General features: G+C 64.9%; 15 protein-coding genes. 6 read left to right on the forward strand and 9 right to left on the reverse strand.

Going from position 1 to position 17172, the window contains the following annotated elements; translation table 11 throughout:
- Positions 1-16: 16 nt before the first annotated feature.
- The 4 genes from OCX61_RS11870 to OCX61_RS11885 all read right to left on the reverse strand — a co-directional run bounded on the left by OCX61_RS11870 (position 17) and on the right by OCX61_RS11885 (position 4007).
- Positions 17-1015 carry a transketolase family protein gene (locus OCX61_RS11870; protein ID WP_261943977.1) on the reverse strand — a complete coding sequence of 333 codons (999 nt, stop codon included), beginning with the start codon at positions 1013-1015 and terminating at the stop codon, positions 17-19.
- Entirely contained in the window at positions 1012-1860 is an 849-nt protein-coding gene (locus OCX61_RS11875; protein WP_261943978.1) for a transketolase, read from the reverse strand. The genes OCX61_RS11870 and OCX61_RS11875 overlap by 4 nt, the downstream gene beginning before the upstream one ends.
- 23 nt (positions 1861-1883) lie before the next feature.
- Positions 1884-3182: an MFS transporter gene (locus OCX61_RS11880; protein WP_261943979.1), complete on the reverse strand. Its 1299-nt coding sequence runs from the start codon at positions 3180-3182 to the stop codon at positions 1884-1886.
- 75 nt (positions 3183-3257) lie between these two features.
- The gene (locus OCX61_RS11885) at positions 3258-4007 is read right to left on the reverse strand and encodes an SDR family NAD(P)-dependent oxidoreductase (protein ID WP_261943980.1); all 750 of its coding nucleotides are present in this window, start codon (positions 4005-4007) and stop codon (positions 3258-3260) included.
- A 150-nt stretch (positions 4008-4157) separates the two neighbouring features.
- Between OCX61_RS11885 and OCX61_RS11890 the strand changes: the two genes are divergently transcribed.
- Entirely contained in the window at positions 4158-5078 is a 921-nt protein-coding gene (locus tag OCX61_RS11890; RefSeq protein WP_261943981.1) for a LysR substrate-binding domain-containing protein, read from the forward strand.
- 415 nt (positions 5079-5493) lie between these two features.
- Complete coding sequence (locus OCX61_RS11895) at positions 5494-6399, forward strand: LysR family transcriptional regulator (protein WP_103447619.1); 906 nt, start codon at positions 5494-5496, stop codon at positions 6397-6399.
- A gap of 121 nt (positions 6400-6520) precedes the next feature.
- Here the strand turns inward: OCX61_RS11895 and OCX61_RS11900 are convergent, their stop codons facing one another.
- The gene (locus OCX61_RS11900; protein ID WP_014590706.1) at positions 6521-6937 is read right to left on the reverse strand and encodes a RidA family protein; all 417 of its coding nucleotides are present in this window, start codon (positions 6935-6937) and stop codon (positions 6521-6523) included.
- Positions 6937-8256, reverse strand: coding sequence for a flavin-containing monooxygenase (locus tag OCX61_RS11905; protein ID WP_261943982.1), 1320 nt, complete (start codon positions 8254-8256; stop codon positions 6937-6939). Before OCX61_RS11905 ends, OCX61_RS11900 begins: the two co-directional genes overlap by 1 nt.
- 293 nt (positions 8257-8549) lie before the next feature.
- Between OCX61_RS11905 and OCX61_RS11910 the strand changes: the two genes are divergently transcribed.
- Positions 8550-9227, forward strand: coding sequence for a DUF1028 domain-containing protein (locus tag OCX61_RS11910; protein WP_261943983.1), 678 nt, complete (start codon positions 8550-8552; stop codon positions 9225-9227).
- A complete protein-coding gene (argE, locus tag OCX61_RS11915; protein ID WP_261943984.1) occupies positions 9220-10380 on the forward strand; it encodes an acetylornithine deacetylase in 1161 nt (386 codons plus the stop codon). The genes OCX61_RS11910 and argE overlap by 8 nt, the downstream gene beginning before the upstream one ends.
- Before the next feature lie 87 nt (positions 10381-10467).
- Here argE and OCX61_RS11920 read toward each other — a convergent pair whose 3' ends face one another.
- From OCX61_RS11920 to OCX61_RS11930, 3 genes are all read right to left on the reverse strand, one after another.
- The gene (locus tag OCX61_RS11920) at positions 10468-11736 is read right to left on the reverse strand and encodes a carbohydrate porin (protein ID WP_261943985.1); all 1269 of its coding nucleotides are present in this window, start codon (positions 11734-11736) and stop codon (positions 10468-10470) included.
- A gap of 99 nt (positions 11737-11835) precedes the next feature.
- Positions 11836-14253, reverse strand: coding sequence for a glucose/quinate/shikimate family membrane-bound PQQ-dependent dehydrogenase (locus tag OCX61_RS11925; RefSeq protein ID WP_261943986.1), 2418 nt, complete (start codon positions 14251-14253; stop codon positions 11836-11838).
- Positions 14254-14471: 218 nt separating this feature from the next.
- Complete coding sequence (locus OCX61_RS11930) at positions 14472-14825, reverse strand: cupin domain-containing protein (protein ID WP_261943987.1); 354 nt, start codon at positions 14823-14825, stop codon at positions 14472-14474.
- 118 nt (positions 14826-14943) lie between these two features.
- Between OCX61_RS11930 and OCX61_RS11935 the strand changes: the two genes are divergently transcribed.
- Both OCX61_RS11935 and OCX61_RS11940 read left to right on the forward strand, forming a co-directional pair.
- Complete coding sequence (locus OCX61_RS11935; RefSeq protein WP_261943988.1) at positions 14944-15843, forward strand: LysR family transcriptional regulator; 900 nt, start codon at positions 14944-14946, stop codon at positions 15841-15843.
- Positions 15844-15956: 113 nt separating this feature from the next.
- Complete coding sequence (locus OCX61_RS11940) at positions 15957-17156, forward strand: MFS transporter (protein WP_261943989.1); 1200 nt, start codon at positions 15957-15959, stop codon at positions 17154-17156.
- Positions 17157-17172: the final 16 nt, after the last annotated feature.

Consider the following 17172-nt stretch of genomic DNA (forward strand, 5'->3'; position numbering starts at 1 on the left):
GCAGCGTCTGCGCAGGCTACAGCCAGCCCTTGATCTGCCGCGCCACCGCCGCGGTGGAGATGCCATAGCGATCATGCAAGGTCGGTAACGCCCCGGCATCGAGGAATGCATCGGGCAAGGCGATCTGGCGGAAGGTCGGGGTCACGCCATTGCGCAGCAGCACGCCGGCCACGGCCTCACCCAACCCGCCGACGATGGAGTGGTTCTCCGCCGTCACCACCAGCCGCCCCGGCTTGCGCGCCTCGGCCAGGATGGTTGCCTCGTCCAGCGGCTTGATGGTCGGCACATGCAGCACCGACACGTCCACGCCATCCTTGTGCAGCTGTTCGGCTGCCTCCAGCGCACGCATGGTCATCAGCCCGCTGGCAATCACCAGCACGTCGCGGCCGCCGCGCACCACCTGGGCCTTGCCCAGCTGGAAGCGGTAGTCGTAGCGGTCCAGCACCAGCGGCACGTTGCCGCGCAGCAGGCGCATGTACACCGGGCCCTGGTGAGCGGCGATGGCCGGTACGGCCTGTTCGATCTCCAGGGCATCACAAGGGTCGACCACCATCAGGTTGGGCATGGCGCGCATGATCGCCAGGTCGTCGGTGGCCTGATGGCTGGGGCCATAGCCGGTGGTCAGGCCGGGCAGGCCACAGACGATCTTGACGTTGAGGTTCTCCTCGGCGATGGCCATGCAGATGAAGTCGTAGGCGCGCCGCGATGCGAACACCGCATAGGTGGTGGCGAACGGGGTGAAGCCTTCGCGCGCCATGCCCGCTGCGGCGCTCATCAGCAGCTGTTCGGCCATGCCCATCTGGTAGAAACGCTGTGGGTGGGCTTTGGCGAAGATGTGCAGGTCCGTGTACCTGGACAGGTCGGCGCTCAGGCCGACGATGTCCTGGCGCTGTTCGGCCAGCGCCGTCAGGGCATGGCCGAAGGGGGCCGGGCGGGTGGGTTGGCCTTCGGCGGCGATCGAGGCGATCATCGCCGAAGTGGTCAGGCGTTTGGCAGGTGCGGTCTGGCTGTTCATGCGCGGCTCCCGGCGTCCAGTGCTTGCAGGGCGAGGTCCCATTCGTGTTCGTCGACACGGATGAAGTGGGTCTTGTCGCGGTTCTCGAGGAAGGGCACGCCCTTGCCCATGCGCGTGTCGCAGATGATCACCCGCGGTTGCGCGCCGCGGTGCGCGCGGGCCTGGTCGAAGGCCTGGACCAAGGCGTCGAGGTCGTTGCCATCGACCCGCTGCACATGCCAGCCAAAAGCCTGCCAGCGGTCGACGATCGGCTCGAAGGCCAGTATCTCGCTGGAGTGGCCGTCGGCCTGCTGGTTGTTGACGTCGATGATGGCGATCAGGTTGTCCAGCTGCCAGTGGCTGGCGGACATCGCCGCTTCCCAGGTCGAGCCTTCATTCAGTTCGCCGTCGGACAGCAGATTGTACACCCAGCTGGCCGAGCCCTTGCGCTTGAGGCCCAGGCAGGCGCCGACGGCGATGCCCAGGCCGTGGCCGAGCGAGCCACCGGTGATTTCCATGCCGGGGGTGTAGGCGGCCATGCCGGACATCGGCAGGCGGCTGTCGTCGCAACCGTAACTTTCCAGTTCGTCTTCGGCGATCACCCCGGCTTCGATCAGCGCCGCGTACAGGGCGATGGCGTAATGGCCGATGGACAGGTAGAAGCGGTCGCGCTGTTCCCATTCGGGGTTGGCCGGGTCCAGGCGCAGGGCGTGGAAGTAGGCCACGGCCAGCAGGTCGGCAGCACCCAGGGCCTGGCCGATGTAGCCCTGGCCCTGGACCTGGCCCATGCGCAGGGCATTGCGGCGGATGTTGTGGGCGCGCGCAGCCAGAGGCCGCGCACCCGGGGTAGCGGGTACGGCATTCATGGGGTGACTCCTTTACAGGGAAATTAACGGTTGACCAGGCTCGCCGGCACGCGGAACACCAGGGCGGCACCAAAGATCAGCACGGCGGTGATCAGGTACATGCCGATGGCGTTGTTGCCCAGGGTGCTGGTGACCCAGCCGATCAGGAACGGTGAGCAGAACCCGGCCAGGTTGGCGAAACTGTTGACGGCGGCGATGCCGGCGGCGGCTGAAACACCCCCGAGCAGTGTGGTCGGCAGCATCCAGAACAGTGACGAGGCCGAGAGGATGCCCGATGCCGCCAGGCACAGGCTGAGGATCGACAGGCTCAGGTGGCTGGCGAACACGGCGGCCAAGGTCAGGCCCAGGGCGCCGGCCAGCATCGGGATTGCCAGGTGCCAGCGCCGCTCGCGGTGGCGGTCGCCGCTGCGTCCGGCCAGCAGCATGGCACCGATGGCGCACAGGTAGGGCAGGCTGGTGAGCAAACCGATGTGCAGCGGGTCGGCGACGCCGGCATTGCGCACCAGGGTCGGCAGCCAGAAGGTGATCGCGTACTGGCCCATGACTACGCAGAAGTAGATACCGGCCAGCAGCCACAGGCGACGGTCACGGATGAAGTCGGCCACCGAGCCGTGCTGCACCTTGTGCTGCTCATCCTCGGCCAGCTCCTTGCGCAGCAACGCCTTTTCTTCATCGTTGAGCCAGTGCGCCTGATGGACACCGTCCTTGAGGTAGCTGAGTACCAGAATGCCCACCAGCACGGTCGGAACGGCCTCGAGGACGAACATCCACTGCCAGCCGGCCCAGCCATGCACGCCGGCGAAACGCTCCATGATCCAGCCCGACAGCGGCCCGCCGACCATGCCCGAGAGCGGGATGGCGATGAACCACAGCGCGGTCATCTTCGCCCGCCGGTAGGACGGGAACCAGTAGGTCAGGTACAGCAGCAGGCCGGGTGCCAGGCCGGCTTCGGCGACGCCGAGTAAGAAACGCAGCACATAGAACTGCCAGGCCGTCTCGACGAAGGCGAACAGGGCCGAGATCAGGCCCCAGGTGATCATGATGCGGGCGATCCAGCGCCGTGCGCCGACCTTGTGCAGGATGATGTTGCTCGGCACCTCGCAGAGGAAGTAGCCGATGAAGAACATCCCGGCGCCCAGGCCGTAGACCGCTTCGGACAGGGCCAGGTCATCCATCATCTGCAGCTTGGCGAAGCCGACGTTGACCCGGTCGAGGTAGGCGCACAGGTAGCACAGCATGAGAAAGGGCATCAGCCGCCAGGCGGTCTTGCGATAGGCATTGCTACGCGCGACCGTGGCCGCGTCGAGGGTTAGGAGGGTCATGTCGATCTGATCTCTTGTTGTTATCGATCGCCCCGCGTGGCGGGGCTCAGATGCAAAACACAGTGCCAGGGTCGATCAGTGAATCAGCATGCCTCCGTTGACGTCCAGGGTGATGCCGGTGAGATAGCTGGAGAGGTCGCTGGCCAGAAACAGCGCGGCGTTGGCCACGTCGCGGGCTTCGCCCAGTCGGCCCAGGGGGATGCCATCGATGATGGCGTGACGGCGCTCATCTTGCATCAGCCCGCCCGTGATGTCGGTATGGATCAGGCCGGGCGTGATGGCGTTGACCCGCACATTGTCCGGGCCGAATTCGCGGGCCATGGCCTTGCCCAGGCCCAGTACGCCGGCCTTGGCGGCGCTGTAGTGCGGGCCGCCGAAGATGCCGCCGCCACGCTGTGCCGACACCGACGACATGCAGATGATGCTGCCCGAGCGTTGGGCGCGCATGGCAGGGAGCACGGCCTGGGACATCAACAGTGTGCCGCGCAGGTTGACGTCGAGGATGCGCTCGTAGTCCTTGCCGGTGATTTCCAGGGTTTTCACCGGTTGGGTGATACCGGCGTTGTTGACCAGCACGTCGATGCGGCCAAAGTACGCCAGCACCTCGGCCACCGCGTCGCGCACCTGGGCTTCGTCGGCGACATTGGCGGCAAGGCCAAGGTGGCCTGCGCCCAATTGCGCGGCAGCGTCACGGGCGGCTTGCAGGTCGAGGTCGAGGATGGCCACCTTGGCGCCCTGGTCGGCAAAGGCCTGGGCGGTGGCGCGACCGATACCGCGGGCAGAGGCGGCACCGGTGACGATTGCGATTTTACCTTCGAGCAGCATGGGTGTACTCCGGATGTTTGTTGTTGTGGGTACAGCTTGGGACCCACGCGAGGGCTGGGCAACGCAGTGCACTTCAGCCTATGCTGAAAAAAATTCAGCACAGGGCAGGGGCGTGACCACGTTCGAGGCCCGTTACACCCAAGGAATGCGATGAACCACGATCCGGGCAAGAAGCCCTTGCAACTGCCGCCGCTGAAAGCGATTCAGGCCTTCGAGCAGGCGGCGCGCTTTGGCAACGTCGCGCGCGCCGCCGAACAGCTCAACCTGACACCGTCGGCGGTCAGCCATCAGATCGCCAACCTGGAAGCGCTGATCGGCCGGCCGTTGTTCCTGCGCACGGCCAAGGGGGTGACGCTGACGGCGGCAGGCGACCAGTACCTGCGCGAGGTATCGGGCATACTGCAGAGCCTGGCCATGGCCACCGAGCGGGCTGGCAGCGCGGTCGGCTTCGACTGCCTGCGCCTGCATTCGGCGCCGAGCTTCGGCCTGCTCTGGCTGTTGCCGCGGCTGGAACATTTTCGCGCCAGCCACCCGGATATCCAGATCAACCTGTCGTGTTCCTATGAAACGCTGCACTTTGGCCGCCATCAGATCGACGTCGATATCCGCCATGGCTACCCCAACTGGCCGAGCCTGGAGGTGCGCACCATCCGCTACGAGCGGGCCACGGTGCTGGCGTCGCCGGTGTTGCTGGCCCGCCAGCCGATCCACCAGCCTGCCGACCTGCTGGGGCAGAACCTGATTCTCTCCGAATCGGCGCTGGTGCAATGGCCGCAGTGGTTTGCCCAACAAGGCGTATCGTTGCCACAGGCGCCGTTCGCCTTGAGCTTCGACCGTTCGTACATGAGCCTGGAGGCGGCCAGCCATGGCTACGGGTTCGCCCTGGAAAGCTCACTGTTGTCACAGGACTACGTGGCCAGGGGGCAGCTGGTGCCGGTGTTCGGTACCGACCAGGCAAGCCCGGTGAGTGCTCACCACCTGGTGTTTCCGCGGGGGCATGCCGAGTTGGCCAGGGTGCGCACGTTCCTGCAGTGGATGCAGGGACAGTTGGGGCATGATTTCAGTTATTGAGGTGTGTTTGACGTTGTAGTTGTGGTGTTGTGGAGATCGAGCGCCGCCTGCGCGGCGCATCGCGAGCTTTGCTCGCTCCTACGTTTGTTTCGGGCCAGTAACGCCTGTGACAGGCGCGCGCGACCGCCTTGTTTGTACGACGCGATATCGCGTCATGCACCAAAGCGTTCGCGCGCAAATCCGCCAGGAATAATTGGCCCGAAACAAACGTAGGAGCGAGCAAAGCTCGCGATGCGCCGCGCGGGCGGCGCTCGATCTCACAGGCGCCGAAGAGGGCAAGCCATTCGAGGAATAAAAAAACTATGTGCAAGCCTTAGGCAAATCCTTCATCACCCAGCAGCCCGCTGAATCAGGCCACAAGGTAAAGTGACAGGAAAATACCAAGGCGCCCGCCCAGGGCGCCAACGAGGTGCCTGTGGCTTCCTACACCCTGCGACAACTCAAATACTTCGTCACCACCGTCGAGGCCGGCAGCGTCGCCGAGGCCTCGCGCCAGCTGTACATCGCCCAGCCGTCGATCTCCACGGCGATCAAGAGCCTGGAGGAAAGCTTCGGCGTGCAGCTGTTCATCCGCCACCACGCCCAAGGGGTGTCGCTGACCCCTAGCGGCAAGCGCTTCTACGCCAAGACCAAGTCGCTGCTGCAGATGGCCCACGAGTTCGAGCAGAACGCCCTGGCCGACAACGACACAGTGGCCGGGCAGATCGACATCGGTTGCTTCGAGACCGTGGCGCCGTTGTACCTGCCGCGGCTGATCGCCGGCTTTCGCGAACGCTATCCGGGCGTGGACATCCGCCTGCGCGACGGCGAGCAGCAAGACCTGATCCAGGGCCTGACCGCCGGCACCTTCGACCTGGCGTTTCTGTATGACCATGATCTGGACGGCACCATCGAAGCCGAACCCTTGATGCCGCCGCAGAAGCCTTACGTGCTGCTGCCCGAGAAGCACCGCTTCGCCGGCCAGGCGCAGGTGTCGCTGCGCGACCTGTGCCCGGAGCCGATGATCTTGCTGGACGTGGCGCCGAGCCGGACCTACTTCGTCAGCTTGTTCAATGAAATGGGCCTGACGCCGAACATCGTCTTCAGTTCGCCGTCGATCGAGATGGTGCGCGGGATGGTGGGGCAGGGCTTCGGCTTTTCGCTGCTGGTGACCCGGCCGCATTCGGAATGCACCTATGACGGGCAGAAGCTGGTGATGATCGACATCGCCGAGCCGGTGGCGTTGTCGGGGTTGGCGGCGGCGCACCTGAAGCGGGTGCAGCTGACCAAACCCGCGCAGTTGTTCGTCGAGTTCTGCCGCGAAGAACTGGCCAAGTTCTGAAAATGCTTCGCGGGCAAGCCCGCTCCCACAGGGTTGCGCCGAACCTTAGGTCTGCGCGGTACCTGTGGGAGCGGGCTTGCCCGCGAATGGGGCGCAGAGCGCCCCCGGCGTTTTCACAGGATCACTGCTGATCCGGTACCACCGCAATCACATCGATTTCCATCAGCCACTCGGCCTGGGCCAGACCGGCCACCACCAGCCCGGTGGAAATCGGGAACACCCCCTTGAGCCATTTGCCCACTTCCTTGTACACCGGCTCGCGGAACCGCGGGTCGGTGATGTAGGTGGTGGTCTTGACGATGTGCGACAGGTCCGAGCCTGCCTCTTCAAGCAGTTGCTTGACGTTCTTCATCGCCTGCTCGGTCTGCGCCCGAGGGTCACCCAGGCCTACCAGCTTGCCTTCGAAGTCGGTGCCGACCTGGCCGCGCACGTAGATGGTGTTACCGGCCCGCACGGCCTGGCACAGGTCGTTGTCCAGGGTCTGGTTGGGGTAGGTTTCCTTGGTGTTGAACATGCGGATGCGAGTATGGGTAGGCATCAGTGGGCTCCGAGGGTGCTGACGTTGCTGATCGAGTGGTCTTGTTGGGCATCCGCTTCGCGCTGCTCGCGGTCGCGGTAGGCCAGGTAGGTGCGTTGCGTGGCGATATGGCCGGCGACGTGCTTGGCGTCGTGCCATACGCCCCAGATGAACGATGAACCACGGCGCGACAGCCAGGGCAGGCCGAGGAAGTACACGCCTGGCTCGCGGGCTACGCCGCGCTGGTGCTGGGGCTTGCCGTTGGCATCGAAGGTGTCGACCTGCAGCCAGCTGAAGTCGACACCGTAGCCGGTGGCCCAGATGATGCTGGTGACGCCGGCCTGGGCCAGGTCCAGTTGCTGCAGCGGGTTGACCATGCATTGCGGATCAGCCAGGCGCTTGCGCGCTTCGGGCTCTTGCGGCAGGTCCAGGCCGTTGCGCTCGATGTAGGCATCGGCGGCGTCCAGCAGGGCCAGGTAGTTTTCGTCGCCACGGTTGATGTTTTCGACCAGGTTGTCCTGGAAGCGCGCTACGCCGTTTTCGAACGACTGGGTCAGCCCAACCAGGGTCATGCCCTGATGGGCGAGGGCGCGGAAGTCCACGGTGTGGCCGCCACGGGCGCCGCTGACGGCGATGGTCACGTGCTCGCGGCCCGGCTTGGCGATTTCCGCGTCCCACTCGCCGAGCACGCCCAGCCACCAGCAGAAGTCGCGGTTGCGGTAGGCCCGAGGCGGTCGGTCGTGGGCGCCGACCGACAGGTACACCTGGCGCCCGGCGCGCATCAGTTCTTCGGCGATCTGCACACCAGAGGAACCGGCGCCCACCACCAGCACGGCACCTTCAGGCAGTTGCTCTGGGTTGTAGTAGGCAGCAGAGTGGATCTGGTGCAGGTTGGCGTCTTTCGGCGCGATGGCCGGGATGACCGGCTTCTGGAACGGGCCGGTGGCGGCCACCACGCGGTTGGCGCGGATTACGCCTTCGTTGGTTTCGATGGTGAAGCCGGGGCGGTCGGCGTTGCGCACCACCTTCTTCACTTCGATGCCGGTGCGTACCGGCAGGTTGTACTTGCGAACGTACTGTTCGAAGTAGTCGGCGACCTGGTCCTTGCCAGCGAAGGCGTCGGCGTCGAGGTTGAACTCCAGCCCCGGGAAGCGGTCGTGCCAGACCGGGCCGTTGGCCACCAGCGAATCCCAGCGGCCGGTGCGCCAGGCCTCGGCGATACGCTTGCGCTCCAGTACCAGGTGCGGCACGCCAAGCTTGTTCAGGTGTTCGCTCATGGCCACGCCGGCCTGGCCGGCGCCAACCACGAGGGTGTCGATTTCGATGTTGTTCAGTGTCATGTCCGAGCCCTTGTTCAGGCGGTTTTTGTCAGGTCGGTTTGGAGGACCGCCGTTGCCTGGGGCCAGACTAGGGACGCCTGGAAATTCGCGAAAATAGTATTTAGCTGGGGCTTGCCGATAAAACGGCGAAGGCCCCGATTTGCAAGGGCTTGACTGGGGTTCTCAGGGCTTTTCCAGGTGTATTGGCGGGCCTTAGTTTTTTCCTGTTCAAGGCACAGGAAAATGTTGGTTTCGTGGCCCTGAAGGTTCCGCCCAGAATGCTGGGCATCGCACAGAACAACAGGAGCTCTACCATGACCTTCTCCATCATCGGTCGCTGCCAGGAAACCGGCCAGGTCGGTATCGCCATCAGCTCGTCGAGCATCGCCGTGGGCGCCCGCTGCCCCTGGGTACGTGCCGGTGTCGGCGCCGTGTCCACCCAGAACATCACCTTGCCGGCACTCGGCCCGCAGATCCTCGATGCCCTCGAGCAGGGCCAGTTGCCGCCAGCCGCCGCGCTGGACCGGGTACTCAGCGCCAATGGCTGGAGCGAGTATCGCCAGGTCACGGTAATCGACAGCCAGGGCCAGGTGGCGCTGTTCACCGGCAAGGAGGCGCTGGGCGTGCATAACGCCGTGGCGGGTGAGCAATGTGCGGCCGCTGGCAACCTGTTGTCCTCGTTGCAGGTGATCGAGGCCATGGTGCAGGCTTTCGAACAGGCCGGCGGGCATCTGGCTGACCGCCTGCTGGCGGCGATGCATGCGGCGATGGCGGCCGGTGGCGAAGCCGGCCCGGTGCACTCGGCGGCGCTGAAGATCGCCGGCGAGCTGACCTGGCCATTGGTTGACCTGCGTGTCGACTGGGCTGAGGAAGACCCGATCGGCGTGCTCGATGGCCTGTGGCAGGCGTACCGCCCGCAGATGCAGGACTATGTCACCCGCGCCCTCGACCCGACCGCCGCGCCGAGCTACGGGGTGCCGGGCGATGAGTGAATTCAGCAGCCGCGCCTTGCTGGAGCGGCTGATCGGCTTTGCCACGGTCAGCCGCGATTCCAACCTCGAACTGATCGGTTTCATCCGCGACTACCTGGCCGGGTTTGGCGTGGAGTGCGAGCTGTTCCACAACCCGGAAGGCACCAAAGCCAACCTGTTCGCCACCATCGGCCCCCAGGATGTCGGCGGTGTGGTGCTGTCCGGGCACACCGATGTGGTGCCGGTGGAAGGCCAGGCCTGGACGCTGCCGCCTTTTGCCCTGACCGAGCGCGATGGGCGCCTGTATGGCCGCGGCACGGCTGACATGAAGGGTTTCATTGCCTCGGTGCTGGCTGCGGTGCCGGCGTTCCTTGCGCAACCGCTGCGCCTGCCGGTGCACCTGGCGTTCTCCTATGACGAGGAAGTCGGCTGCCTGGGCGTGCGCTCGATGCTGGCCGCACTGCAACAACGCCCGCACAAGCCGCGGCTGTGCCTGATCGGCGAGCCCACCGAACTCAAGCCGGTGCTTGGCCACAAGGGCAAGCTGGCGGTGCGTTGCGAAGTGCATGGCGCGGCGTGCCACTCGGCGTACGCCCCTTACGGGGTAAATGCCATCGAGTACGCCGCAAAGCTGATCGGCAAGCTGGGCGAGATCGGTGAGGCGCTGGCCTTGCCGGCGCATCATGACGAGCGCTTCGACCCGCCGTTCTCCACGGTGCAGACCGGGGTGATCAAAGGCGGCAGGGCACTGAACATCGTGCCGGAGGAATGCGCATTCGATTTCGAAGTGCGCGCCTTGCCGGGGTACGAAGCACAGGCCGTGGCCGACCAGTTGCAGACCTACGCCGAGGCCGAGTTGCTGCCGCGCATGCGCAAGGTCAACGCGGCCAGTGCAATTCGCCTGCAACCGCTCAGTGCGTATCCAGGGCTGGCCACGCCAGCTGACAGCGAAGCCGCGCGGTTGGTGGCCTTGCTCAGTGGCTCGGATGATTTCGGTACCGTGGCGTTTGGCACCGAAGGCGGTTTGTTCGACCAGGCTGGTATACCCACTGTGGTGTGTGGGCCAGGCAGCATGGACCAAGGGCACAAGCCGGACGAGTTCGTCAGCGTCGAGCAACTGCAGGGCTGTGATGCGATGTTGGAGAGGCTGGTGGATTACCTCAGGCAGGCTTGAGCGGGTATATCACCGCCCTTGCGCGCCGTGCCGTACCTGTAGGAGCGGATTTATCCGCGAAGGGGCCGCAGAGCGGCCCCGGCAGTTTTAGAAGGTAGCCTTGACCTGCAGGCCCACCACCAGCGCGTTGTCGATGTCTTTACCGGAGAACGCACCTGGCTCGATGATGTATTGCACATCCGGGCGCAGGTTCAGCCACGGCGTGGCCTGGTAGCCATAGCTCAGTTCGATCAGCTGCTCGGCATTGTCGATGTTGGGGAACTGCTGCCCGGCGTTGAAGGCGGCGTCTTCCAGCACATCGCGGCTGCGCGGGTTCGGCACGGCGCGGCCATAACCCAGGGCCACGGTATCGCGCGGGCGGCCTTCGAACGGCTTGTACAGCACCACACCGGCGCCATACCACTTGGTGAACGGCGAAGCAGCCTCGCTCGCGGCCGAGTACTGGCCGAAGGCGTGCAGGCTACGGCCCGGCGAGCCGGCGTCATTCCATACCGCCTGGTCGACCAGCAGGTAGTGGCCGCCGCGACCGGATACTTCCTTGCTGCTGTCGACGCGTTTCACGTCGGAGCTGTCGTAGTAGTAACCCAGCTTGTACTCGCCTGGCAGTTCGCCCTGCAGCTTGTACACCAGCTCCACAGGCACCACGGTACCGGTGGTGTGCTTGGGCCCCAGGTGCCAGGCGCGGCTGGAGTTGCCGTTGCTTTCCGGGTCGACGTTGAACGCCGCCACGCGCAGCTGCCAGGACGGCGACAGGTCGTATTTGACGCGCACGCCGAGGTGGGCGTTGGGGTAGTTGGTCCAGCCGCTGCCGCCGGACATGTTCAGCGGGTGGCCGCAGAAGCCGGCGTTCATGAAGTTGCACAGGATGCCGCTGTCCAGGCCGCCGAGGTCGTTGCCCATGGCCATGTAGCCAAGCTTGACGTTGAGTGCCGGGGTGAACAGGGTGCGCTCGTAGCTCAGTTCGGTCAGGCGGGTGTACAGGCCACCGTAGTTTTCCTGGATCGGCAGGCGGTTGCCGACCAGGTCTTCCGAGGCACTGTTGCCGCGGCGGTCGTTGATGGTCAACTGGACCTTGCCGCCGTTTTCCAGGCCGTACAGTTTCGACAGGTCGAACTGTGCACCGAGCTTGATGTTCTGCGAGTAGCGCGCCGAACGGTGCAGGCCACCGTGGGTGTTGTAGGCGGTTTCGCCGCTGTAGTCGCCGGTGATCTTGACGCCGTCTTCTTCGAGCTGGTGACGCAGGCCGCCCCAGTCACCGGTCATGGTGCTGCGGTTGAGCAGGTCGCCGTCGGCCAGGGCAGGGGTGCTGGCCAGGGCCAGGAGCAGGGTTGGAGTGATACGGATAGCGGATGGCATTGCTGTGTCTCGTGTTGTTGTTCAGGGCCCACTCGCGATCAGGCCCGCCCCCATATGGATCGATGGGGGCGGGCCTGGTCGTTGCAGAAGCGACGCGGTTTACGGCAGCGCGTAAGAAATCACGTAGTCGCCACGATCAGTCGACTGGCGCGCACCGCCAGCGGTGATCACCACGTACTGCTTGCCGGTTTTCGGCGAAACGTAGGTCATCGGGCCACCCTGGCTGCCCACTGGCAGGCGGGCTTTCCAGATTTCGTTACCGTTGCTGCTGTCGTAGGCGCGCAGGTAGAAGTCCTGGGTACCGGCGATGAACACCAGGCCGCCTTGGGTCGACAGGGTGCCGCCGAGGGTCGGCAGGCCGATCTTGATCGGCAGGTGCATGCGGATGCCCAGGGGACCTGTGTCTTCCACGGTACCGACCGGTACCTGCCAGGCGACCTGGCGCGACTTCATGTCGATGGCGGTCAGGGTGCCGAATGGCGGAGCCTGGCAAGGAATGCCGGCAACCGACAGGAAGCGGTTCTTGTTCACGGCATACGGGGTGCCCTTGAGCGGTACGGCGCCCATGCCGGTGTTCAGCGCTTCACCGCCGGAAGCGGCGTTGCCTTTGTTCTGCGACGGGATCATCTGGATCCACAGGCCCAGGCGCATGTCGTTGACGAAGATGAAACCATGTACCGGGTCAGTGGAGATGCTGCCCCAGTTCATGCCACCCAGCGAACCCGGGAAGCTCAGCGACAGGTCGGTACCCGGCGCGGTGTACAGGCCGTCGTAGCGCATCTTCTTGAAGTCGATACGGCACAGCAGCTGGTCATACGGCGTGGCACCCCACATGTCCGATTCGCTCAGGGTCTGCGCGCCGATCTGTGGCATGCCTACCGATTTAGGCTGGGTCGGGGAGTACGGCTCGTTGGGGATGTTGCTCGCCTTGACCGGTACTTCGTCGACCTGGGTCAATGGTTTGCCGGTAGCACGGTCGAGCACGTAGATCTGCCCGGCCTTGGTGCCGATCACCACCGCAGGCACGGACTTGCCGTCGTCTTTGGTGAAGTCGATCAGGCTTGGCTGCATCGGCAGGTCGAAGTCCCAGAGGTCGTTGTGCACGGTCTGGAAGACCCACTTCTGGTTGCCGGTGGTGGCGTCCAGCGCCAGGACGGACGCGCCGTAGGTGTGGTCCAGCTTGCTGCGTTCAACACCGTAGATGTCGGTGGACGACGAGCCCATCGGCAGGAACACGGTGTTCATCGCTGGGTCGTAGGACATCGGTGCCCAGCTGTTCGGGGTGCTGCGCACATAGGTGCTGTCGCCTTCTGGCGCCTTTCGGTCTTCCGGGTTGCCCGGGTCGAAGGCCCAGCGCATTTCACCGGTGATCACGTCGAAACCACGGATCACGCCGCCAGGCATGTCGGTCTGGACGTTGTCAGCGACACGGCCGCCAACCACCACGGTGGTGCCGGCCATCAATGGCGCGGAGGACAGCTGGTAGTAGGAGTCCGGCACGTCACCCAGGCCGGCCTTGAGGTCGACCTGGCCATTGTTGCCGAAGCCCTGGCAGAACTCGCCGTTGTCGGCGTCGACGGCAATCAGGCGGCCGTCGATGGTGTTGGTCAGCAGACGACGCTGGCAGTTGGCACCGGCTGCGACGCTGACGCTGGTGACAGGCGAGCTGTTCGGCTGGGTCGGCTGGGCGATCGCGGCGGTGGCGTCGAAGTAGGCCATGCCACGGCAACGCTGCCAGACCTTGGACTGCGCGTTGATCGCGTTCTTCCACAGCTCTTTGCCGGTGTCGGCGTCAAGGGCGATCAAGTTGTTGTGCGGGGTGCAGATGAACACCTTGTTGCCGATTTGCAGCGGGGTCAGCTGGTCTTCGGCACCGTTGCCGTCACTGATGGCGACGTCACCGGTGTGGTAGGTCCAGGCCACCTTGAGCTTGTTGACGTTGTCGCGGTTGATCTGGTCCAGCGCGGCGAAGCGGCTGCCACCTTCGGTGTTGCCGTAGTGGGCCCAGTCCTTCTGCTCCTTGCCGGCTTCGACCGGGGTCATGCCCGGGCCTTTGCCGGTTGGAGCAACGCTTGGGTGCGCGACGAACATGTTGCCGACGGCGATCACCAGCGCCACGGCCAGCACGCCGGCGATGCCGTAGGCACCACGGCCGGCGCTGGCGCCATTGGCACGGGCGAGCATCGGGTAGACCAGCGCCACCACCATGCCGATCGCGCCGAACATGAACAGGCGCGAGAACAGTGGCCAGAACACCAGGCCGGCGTCGCTCAGTGCCCAGATCGCGGTACCGACCAGGAACGCCGCGTACAGCCAGGCGCCGGCCTGCTTGCGGCGAGCGATGAGAATACCGGCGATGGCCATGGCCAGGCCGCCGATCAGGAAGTACCAGGAACCGCCCAGGCCGGCGAGCTTGACGCCGCCAGCAGCCAGGAGCAGGCCGAGCAGGGCGACGATCACGCCCAAGCCGACCAGAATGATTTTTGTAGCGCCAGAGGCGCGCGGTGTTTCGTTCATGCCAGGGATCTCAGCAGGTGGAATGTGCGCAGTTTAAGCCCTTAGCTTGCTAATTAACAAGTTGGTACATAATTTTCTGAGGCTGATTGTCGCAGGGCTGAACTTGCGAATATGCGACTAAAAGTCTAGAACACGTTCTGAAAATTGCAGTAAACGCAGTGTTTAGGCGGCATGTAAATGTGACGGCTTAGACTTTTGTAGCATGAACGATGGGTGTTTCAATGGCTCGGCCAGGGTGTGTCGATGCCATGAAACACGGCAAGCCAGATGGTCGGCTGCCCCTTTGCAGTCCATTCCACGCGGTGCCGGCAATGCGCCGGAATGTCCAGGCAGTCGCCCGGGGCCAGCAAGCGGGTGTAGTCCTCATGCTCCAGGCGCAGCCCTGCGCTGCCGGCCAACAACATGATCCATTCGCCTTCGGCCTGGTCGTACCAGAAACCGGGCGGACTGGCCTGGCCGCAGGACACGATGCGTTCGATGCGCAGGCCAGGGCGCTGCAGCAGTTCATCGACCCGCTCGCCAGCGGCCGGGTCGCAATGGGGCAGGGCATTGAGCAGATTGGTAATGGTCATGGGAAATTCTCGCTCTGATGGAGGTGCTTCCACTATGGACCTGATCGCTCTGTTGCGCGCTTCTTGACCCGCCTTGTGGATTGTAGGAGTGTTCCGAAATCTGAAAATTGGAGTAGCTATGGACAAGCTCCTGGCGATGCAGATGTTCACCGCGACAGTCGATGCACAAGGCTTTTCCGCAGCGGCGCGTCGGCTTGGCGTGGCTACCTCGTCGGTGACGCGCCTGGTCGATGCGCTGGAGTCGGAACTTGGTACGACCCTGCTCAATCGCTCCACACGCCAGGTCAGCCTGACCGAAGCGGGCGCACGTTACTATGCGCGCGCCAGAGAAATCTTCGACGCGCTGGAGGAGGCAGACGCCAGCGTCGCCGACCGCGGCGATGAGCCAGTCGGCGTGCTGCGCCTGTGCCTGCCGGTGGAGTTCGGCCGGCGGGTGATCGCACCGCACCTGGGGCCATTCCTGGCCCGTTACCCGTCGCTGGAGCTGGACATCGACATGAGCGACCGGCTCGATGACCTGCTCGACGGCCGCTACGACCTGTCCATTCGCCTCGGCGACCCGTCACCGAACGACGAACTGGTGTGCCGGCAACTGGGCCGCTTTCAGCGCTGGCTGGTGGCAAGCCCGGACTACCTGGCCAAGCGTGACGCGCTGCTGCACCCCGAGCAGTTGCTGCAGCAGGCCTGCCTGCGTTTTCGCTATGGGCAGAAGGCGCGCGCCTGGCGCCTGCAACGCGCGGATGAGGTGCTGGAACTGGAAGTGAGCGGACCGCTGCGCAGCGCCAACGCCGACCTGTTGCGCGAAGCGGCGCTGGCCGGTAGCGGTATCGCCTTGCTGGCTGATTGGCTGGTGCGCGAGGATGTCGCGGCCGGGCGTCTGCAGCGGTTGTTCGCGCAGTGGCAGGTCAGCCCCGGTACCGCCAACGACAGCATCAATGCCTTGTACTTGCCCAACCATCGCGGCTCTCGGCGGGTCAACGCGTTCATCGGCTTTTGCGAAGGCCTGCTCAACCCCTGATCCCCAGCGTTGCGCCTGGCGCAAAGCCCCGTTGCGCCGCTGCCGGATTCTCGCAGCGGCAAGCGCTCGGTAAGGTGCCAGGCATATTCCAACCCGATGCCGAGGTACCTCGCATGAATTCCTCCCTTGCTGCTGCCCAGCCAGCCCATGCCAGCCTGAGCCGTGCCCTGGTCGCGCTGCTGGCATTCTGCTGCGGCGCGATCGTCGCCAATATCTATTACGCGCAGCCCATCGTCGGGCTGATCGCCCCGGACCTGGGCCTGTCCACCGAGCGCGCCAGCCTGATCGTGTCGCTGACCCAGCTGGGTTACGCACTGGGCCTGCTGTTGCTGGTGCCACTGGCCGACCTGGTGGAAAACCGCCGGTTGATGATCATCACCGCCGTGCTGGCCTGCGTCAGCCTGTTGCTGGCAGGGACCAGCAGCAGTGGCCAGGGGCAGCTGTTCCTGGCCTATGCCTTGCTGATCGGTTTCAGTTCGGTGGCTGTGCAGATGCTCATCCCTTTGGCTGCGCACCTGGCCCCTGAGCAGGAGCGCGGGCGGGTGGTCGGCAACATCATGGGCGGCCTGCTGCTGGGCATTCTGCTGGCGCGGCCGTTGTCGAGCCTGGTTGCCGACCACTTTGGCTGGCGCACGGTGTTCATCGGCGCTGCCGGCCTGATGCTGGCAATCATCCTGTTGCTGGCGCTGACGCTGCCGCGCCGGGTGCCAGAGCACAAAGCGAGTTATGCCGGCCTGATGCTGTCGTTGGTCGCACTGCTGCGTCAGCACCCGGTGCTGCGTCAGCGCTCGCTGTACCAGGCGTTGATGTTTGCGGCGTTCAGCCTCTACTGGACCGCGGTGCCGCTGGCCCTGGCCAGCGAGCATGGCCTGTCGCAGAGCCAGATCGCCTTGTTTGCCCTGGTCGGTGCCGTTGGCGCCATCGCTGCACCGATCGCGGGCCGCCTGGCCGACGCCGGCCATGCCCGGGCCGGTTCGTTGCTGGCGCTGGTGTTGGCACCGGTGGCACTGCTGCTGGGGCTGACCACGCCCGGTTACAGCGTGATCGGCCTGGGGCTGACCGGGGTACTGCTGGATTTTGCGGTGCAGATGAACATGGTGATTGGTCAGCGTGAGGTGTATGCACTGGACCCGGCCAGCCGCGGGCGGCTGAATGCGCTGTACATGACCAGCATTTTCCTTGGCGGGGCAGCGGGCTCGGCGGTGGCCAGTGCGGTGTTTGCCCAACAGGGGTGGCACGGTGTGGCACTGGTGGGGGCGGCATTGCCGGGCATGGCGCTGGTGTTCTTCCTGTTGGTTTCGCGGCGCGCTTGAGAGGGCGCGCCTGGCG

The sequence above is a fragment of the Pseudomonas sp. LRP2-20 genome, from assembly GCF_024349685.1.
Lineage (GTDB): Bacteria > Pseudomonadota > Gammaproteobacteria > Pseudomonadales > Pseudomonadaceae > Aquipseudomonas.

Excerpts from the sequence above, each read along its gene's own strand:
- OCX61_RS11870 (WP_261943977.1), bottom strand. The coding sequence starts at position 1,015 with ATGAACAGCCAGACCGCACCTGCCAAACGCCTGACCACTTCGGCGATG.
- OCX61_RS11900 (WP_014590706.1), bottom strand. The coding sequence starts at position 6,937 with ATGCCTACCCATACTCGCATCCGCATGTTCAACACCAAGGAAACCTAC.
- OCX61_RS11940 (WP_261943989.1), top strand. The coding sequence starts at position 15,957 with ATGAATTCCTCCCTTGCTGCTGCCCAGCCAGCCCATGCCAGCCTGAGC.
- OCX61_RS11935 (WP_261943988.1), top strand. The coding sequence starts at position 14,944 with ATGGACAAGCTCCTGGCGATGCAGATGTTCACCGCGACAGTCGATGCA.
- OCX61_RS11910 (WP_261943983.1), top strand. The coding sequence starts at position 8,550 with ATGACCTTCTCCATCATCGGTCGCTGCCAGGAAACCGGCCAGGTCGGT.
- OCX61_RS11930 (WP_261943987.1), bottom strand. The coding sequence starts at position 14,825 with ATGACCATTACCAATCTGCTCAATGCCCTGCCCCATTGCGACCCGGCC.
- OCX61_RS11925 (WP_261943986.1), bottom strand. The coding sequence starts at position 14,253 with ATGAACGAAACACCGCGCGCCTCTGGCGCTACAAAAATCATTCTGGTC.
- OCX61_RS11880 (WP_261943979.1), bottom strand. The coding sequence starts at position 3,182 with ATGACCCTCCTAACCCTCGACGCGGCCACGGTCGCGCGTAGCAATGCC.
- OCX61_RS11890 (WP_261943981.1), top strand. The coding sequence starts at position 4,158 with ATGAACCACGATCCGGGCAAGAAGCCCTTGCAACTGCCGCCGCTGAAA.
- OCX61_RS11885 (WP_261943980.1), bottom strand. The coding sequence starts at position 4,007 with ATGCTGCTCGAAGGTAAAATCGCAATCGTCACCGGTGCCGCCTCTGCC.
- OCX61_RS11875 (WP_261943978.1), bottom strand. The coding sequence starts at position 1,860 with ATGAATGCCGTACCCGCTACCCCGGGTGCGCGGCCTCTGGCTGCGCGC.
- OCX61_RS11905 (WP_261943982.1), bottom strand. The coding sequence starts at position 8,256 with ATGACACTGAACAACATCGAAATCGACACCCTCGTGGTTGGCGCCGGC.
- argE (WP_261943984.1), top strand. The coding sequence starts at position 9,220 with ATGAGTGAATTCAGCAGCCGCGCCTTGCTGGAGCGGCTGATCGGCTTT.
- OCX61_RS11920 (WP_261943985.1), bottom strand. The coding sequence starts at position 11,736 with ATGCCATCCGCTATCCGTATCACTCCAACCCTGCTCCTGGCCCTGGCC.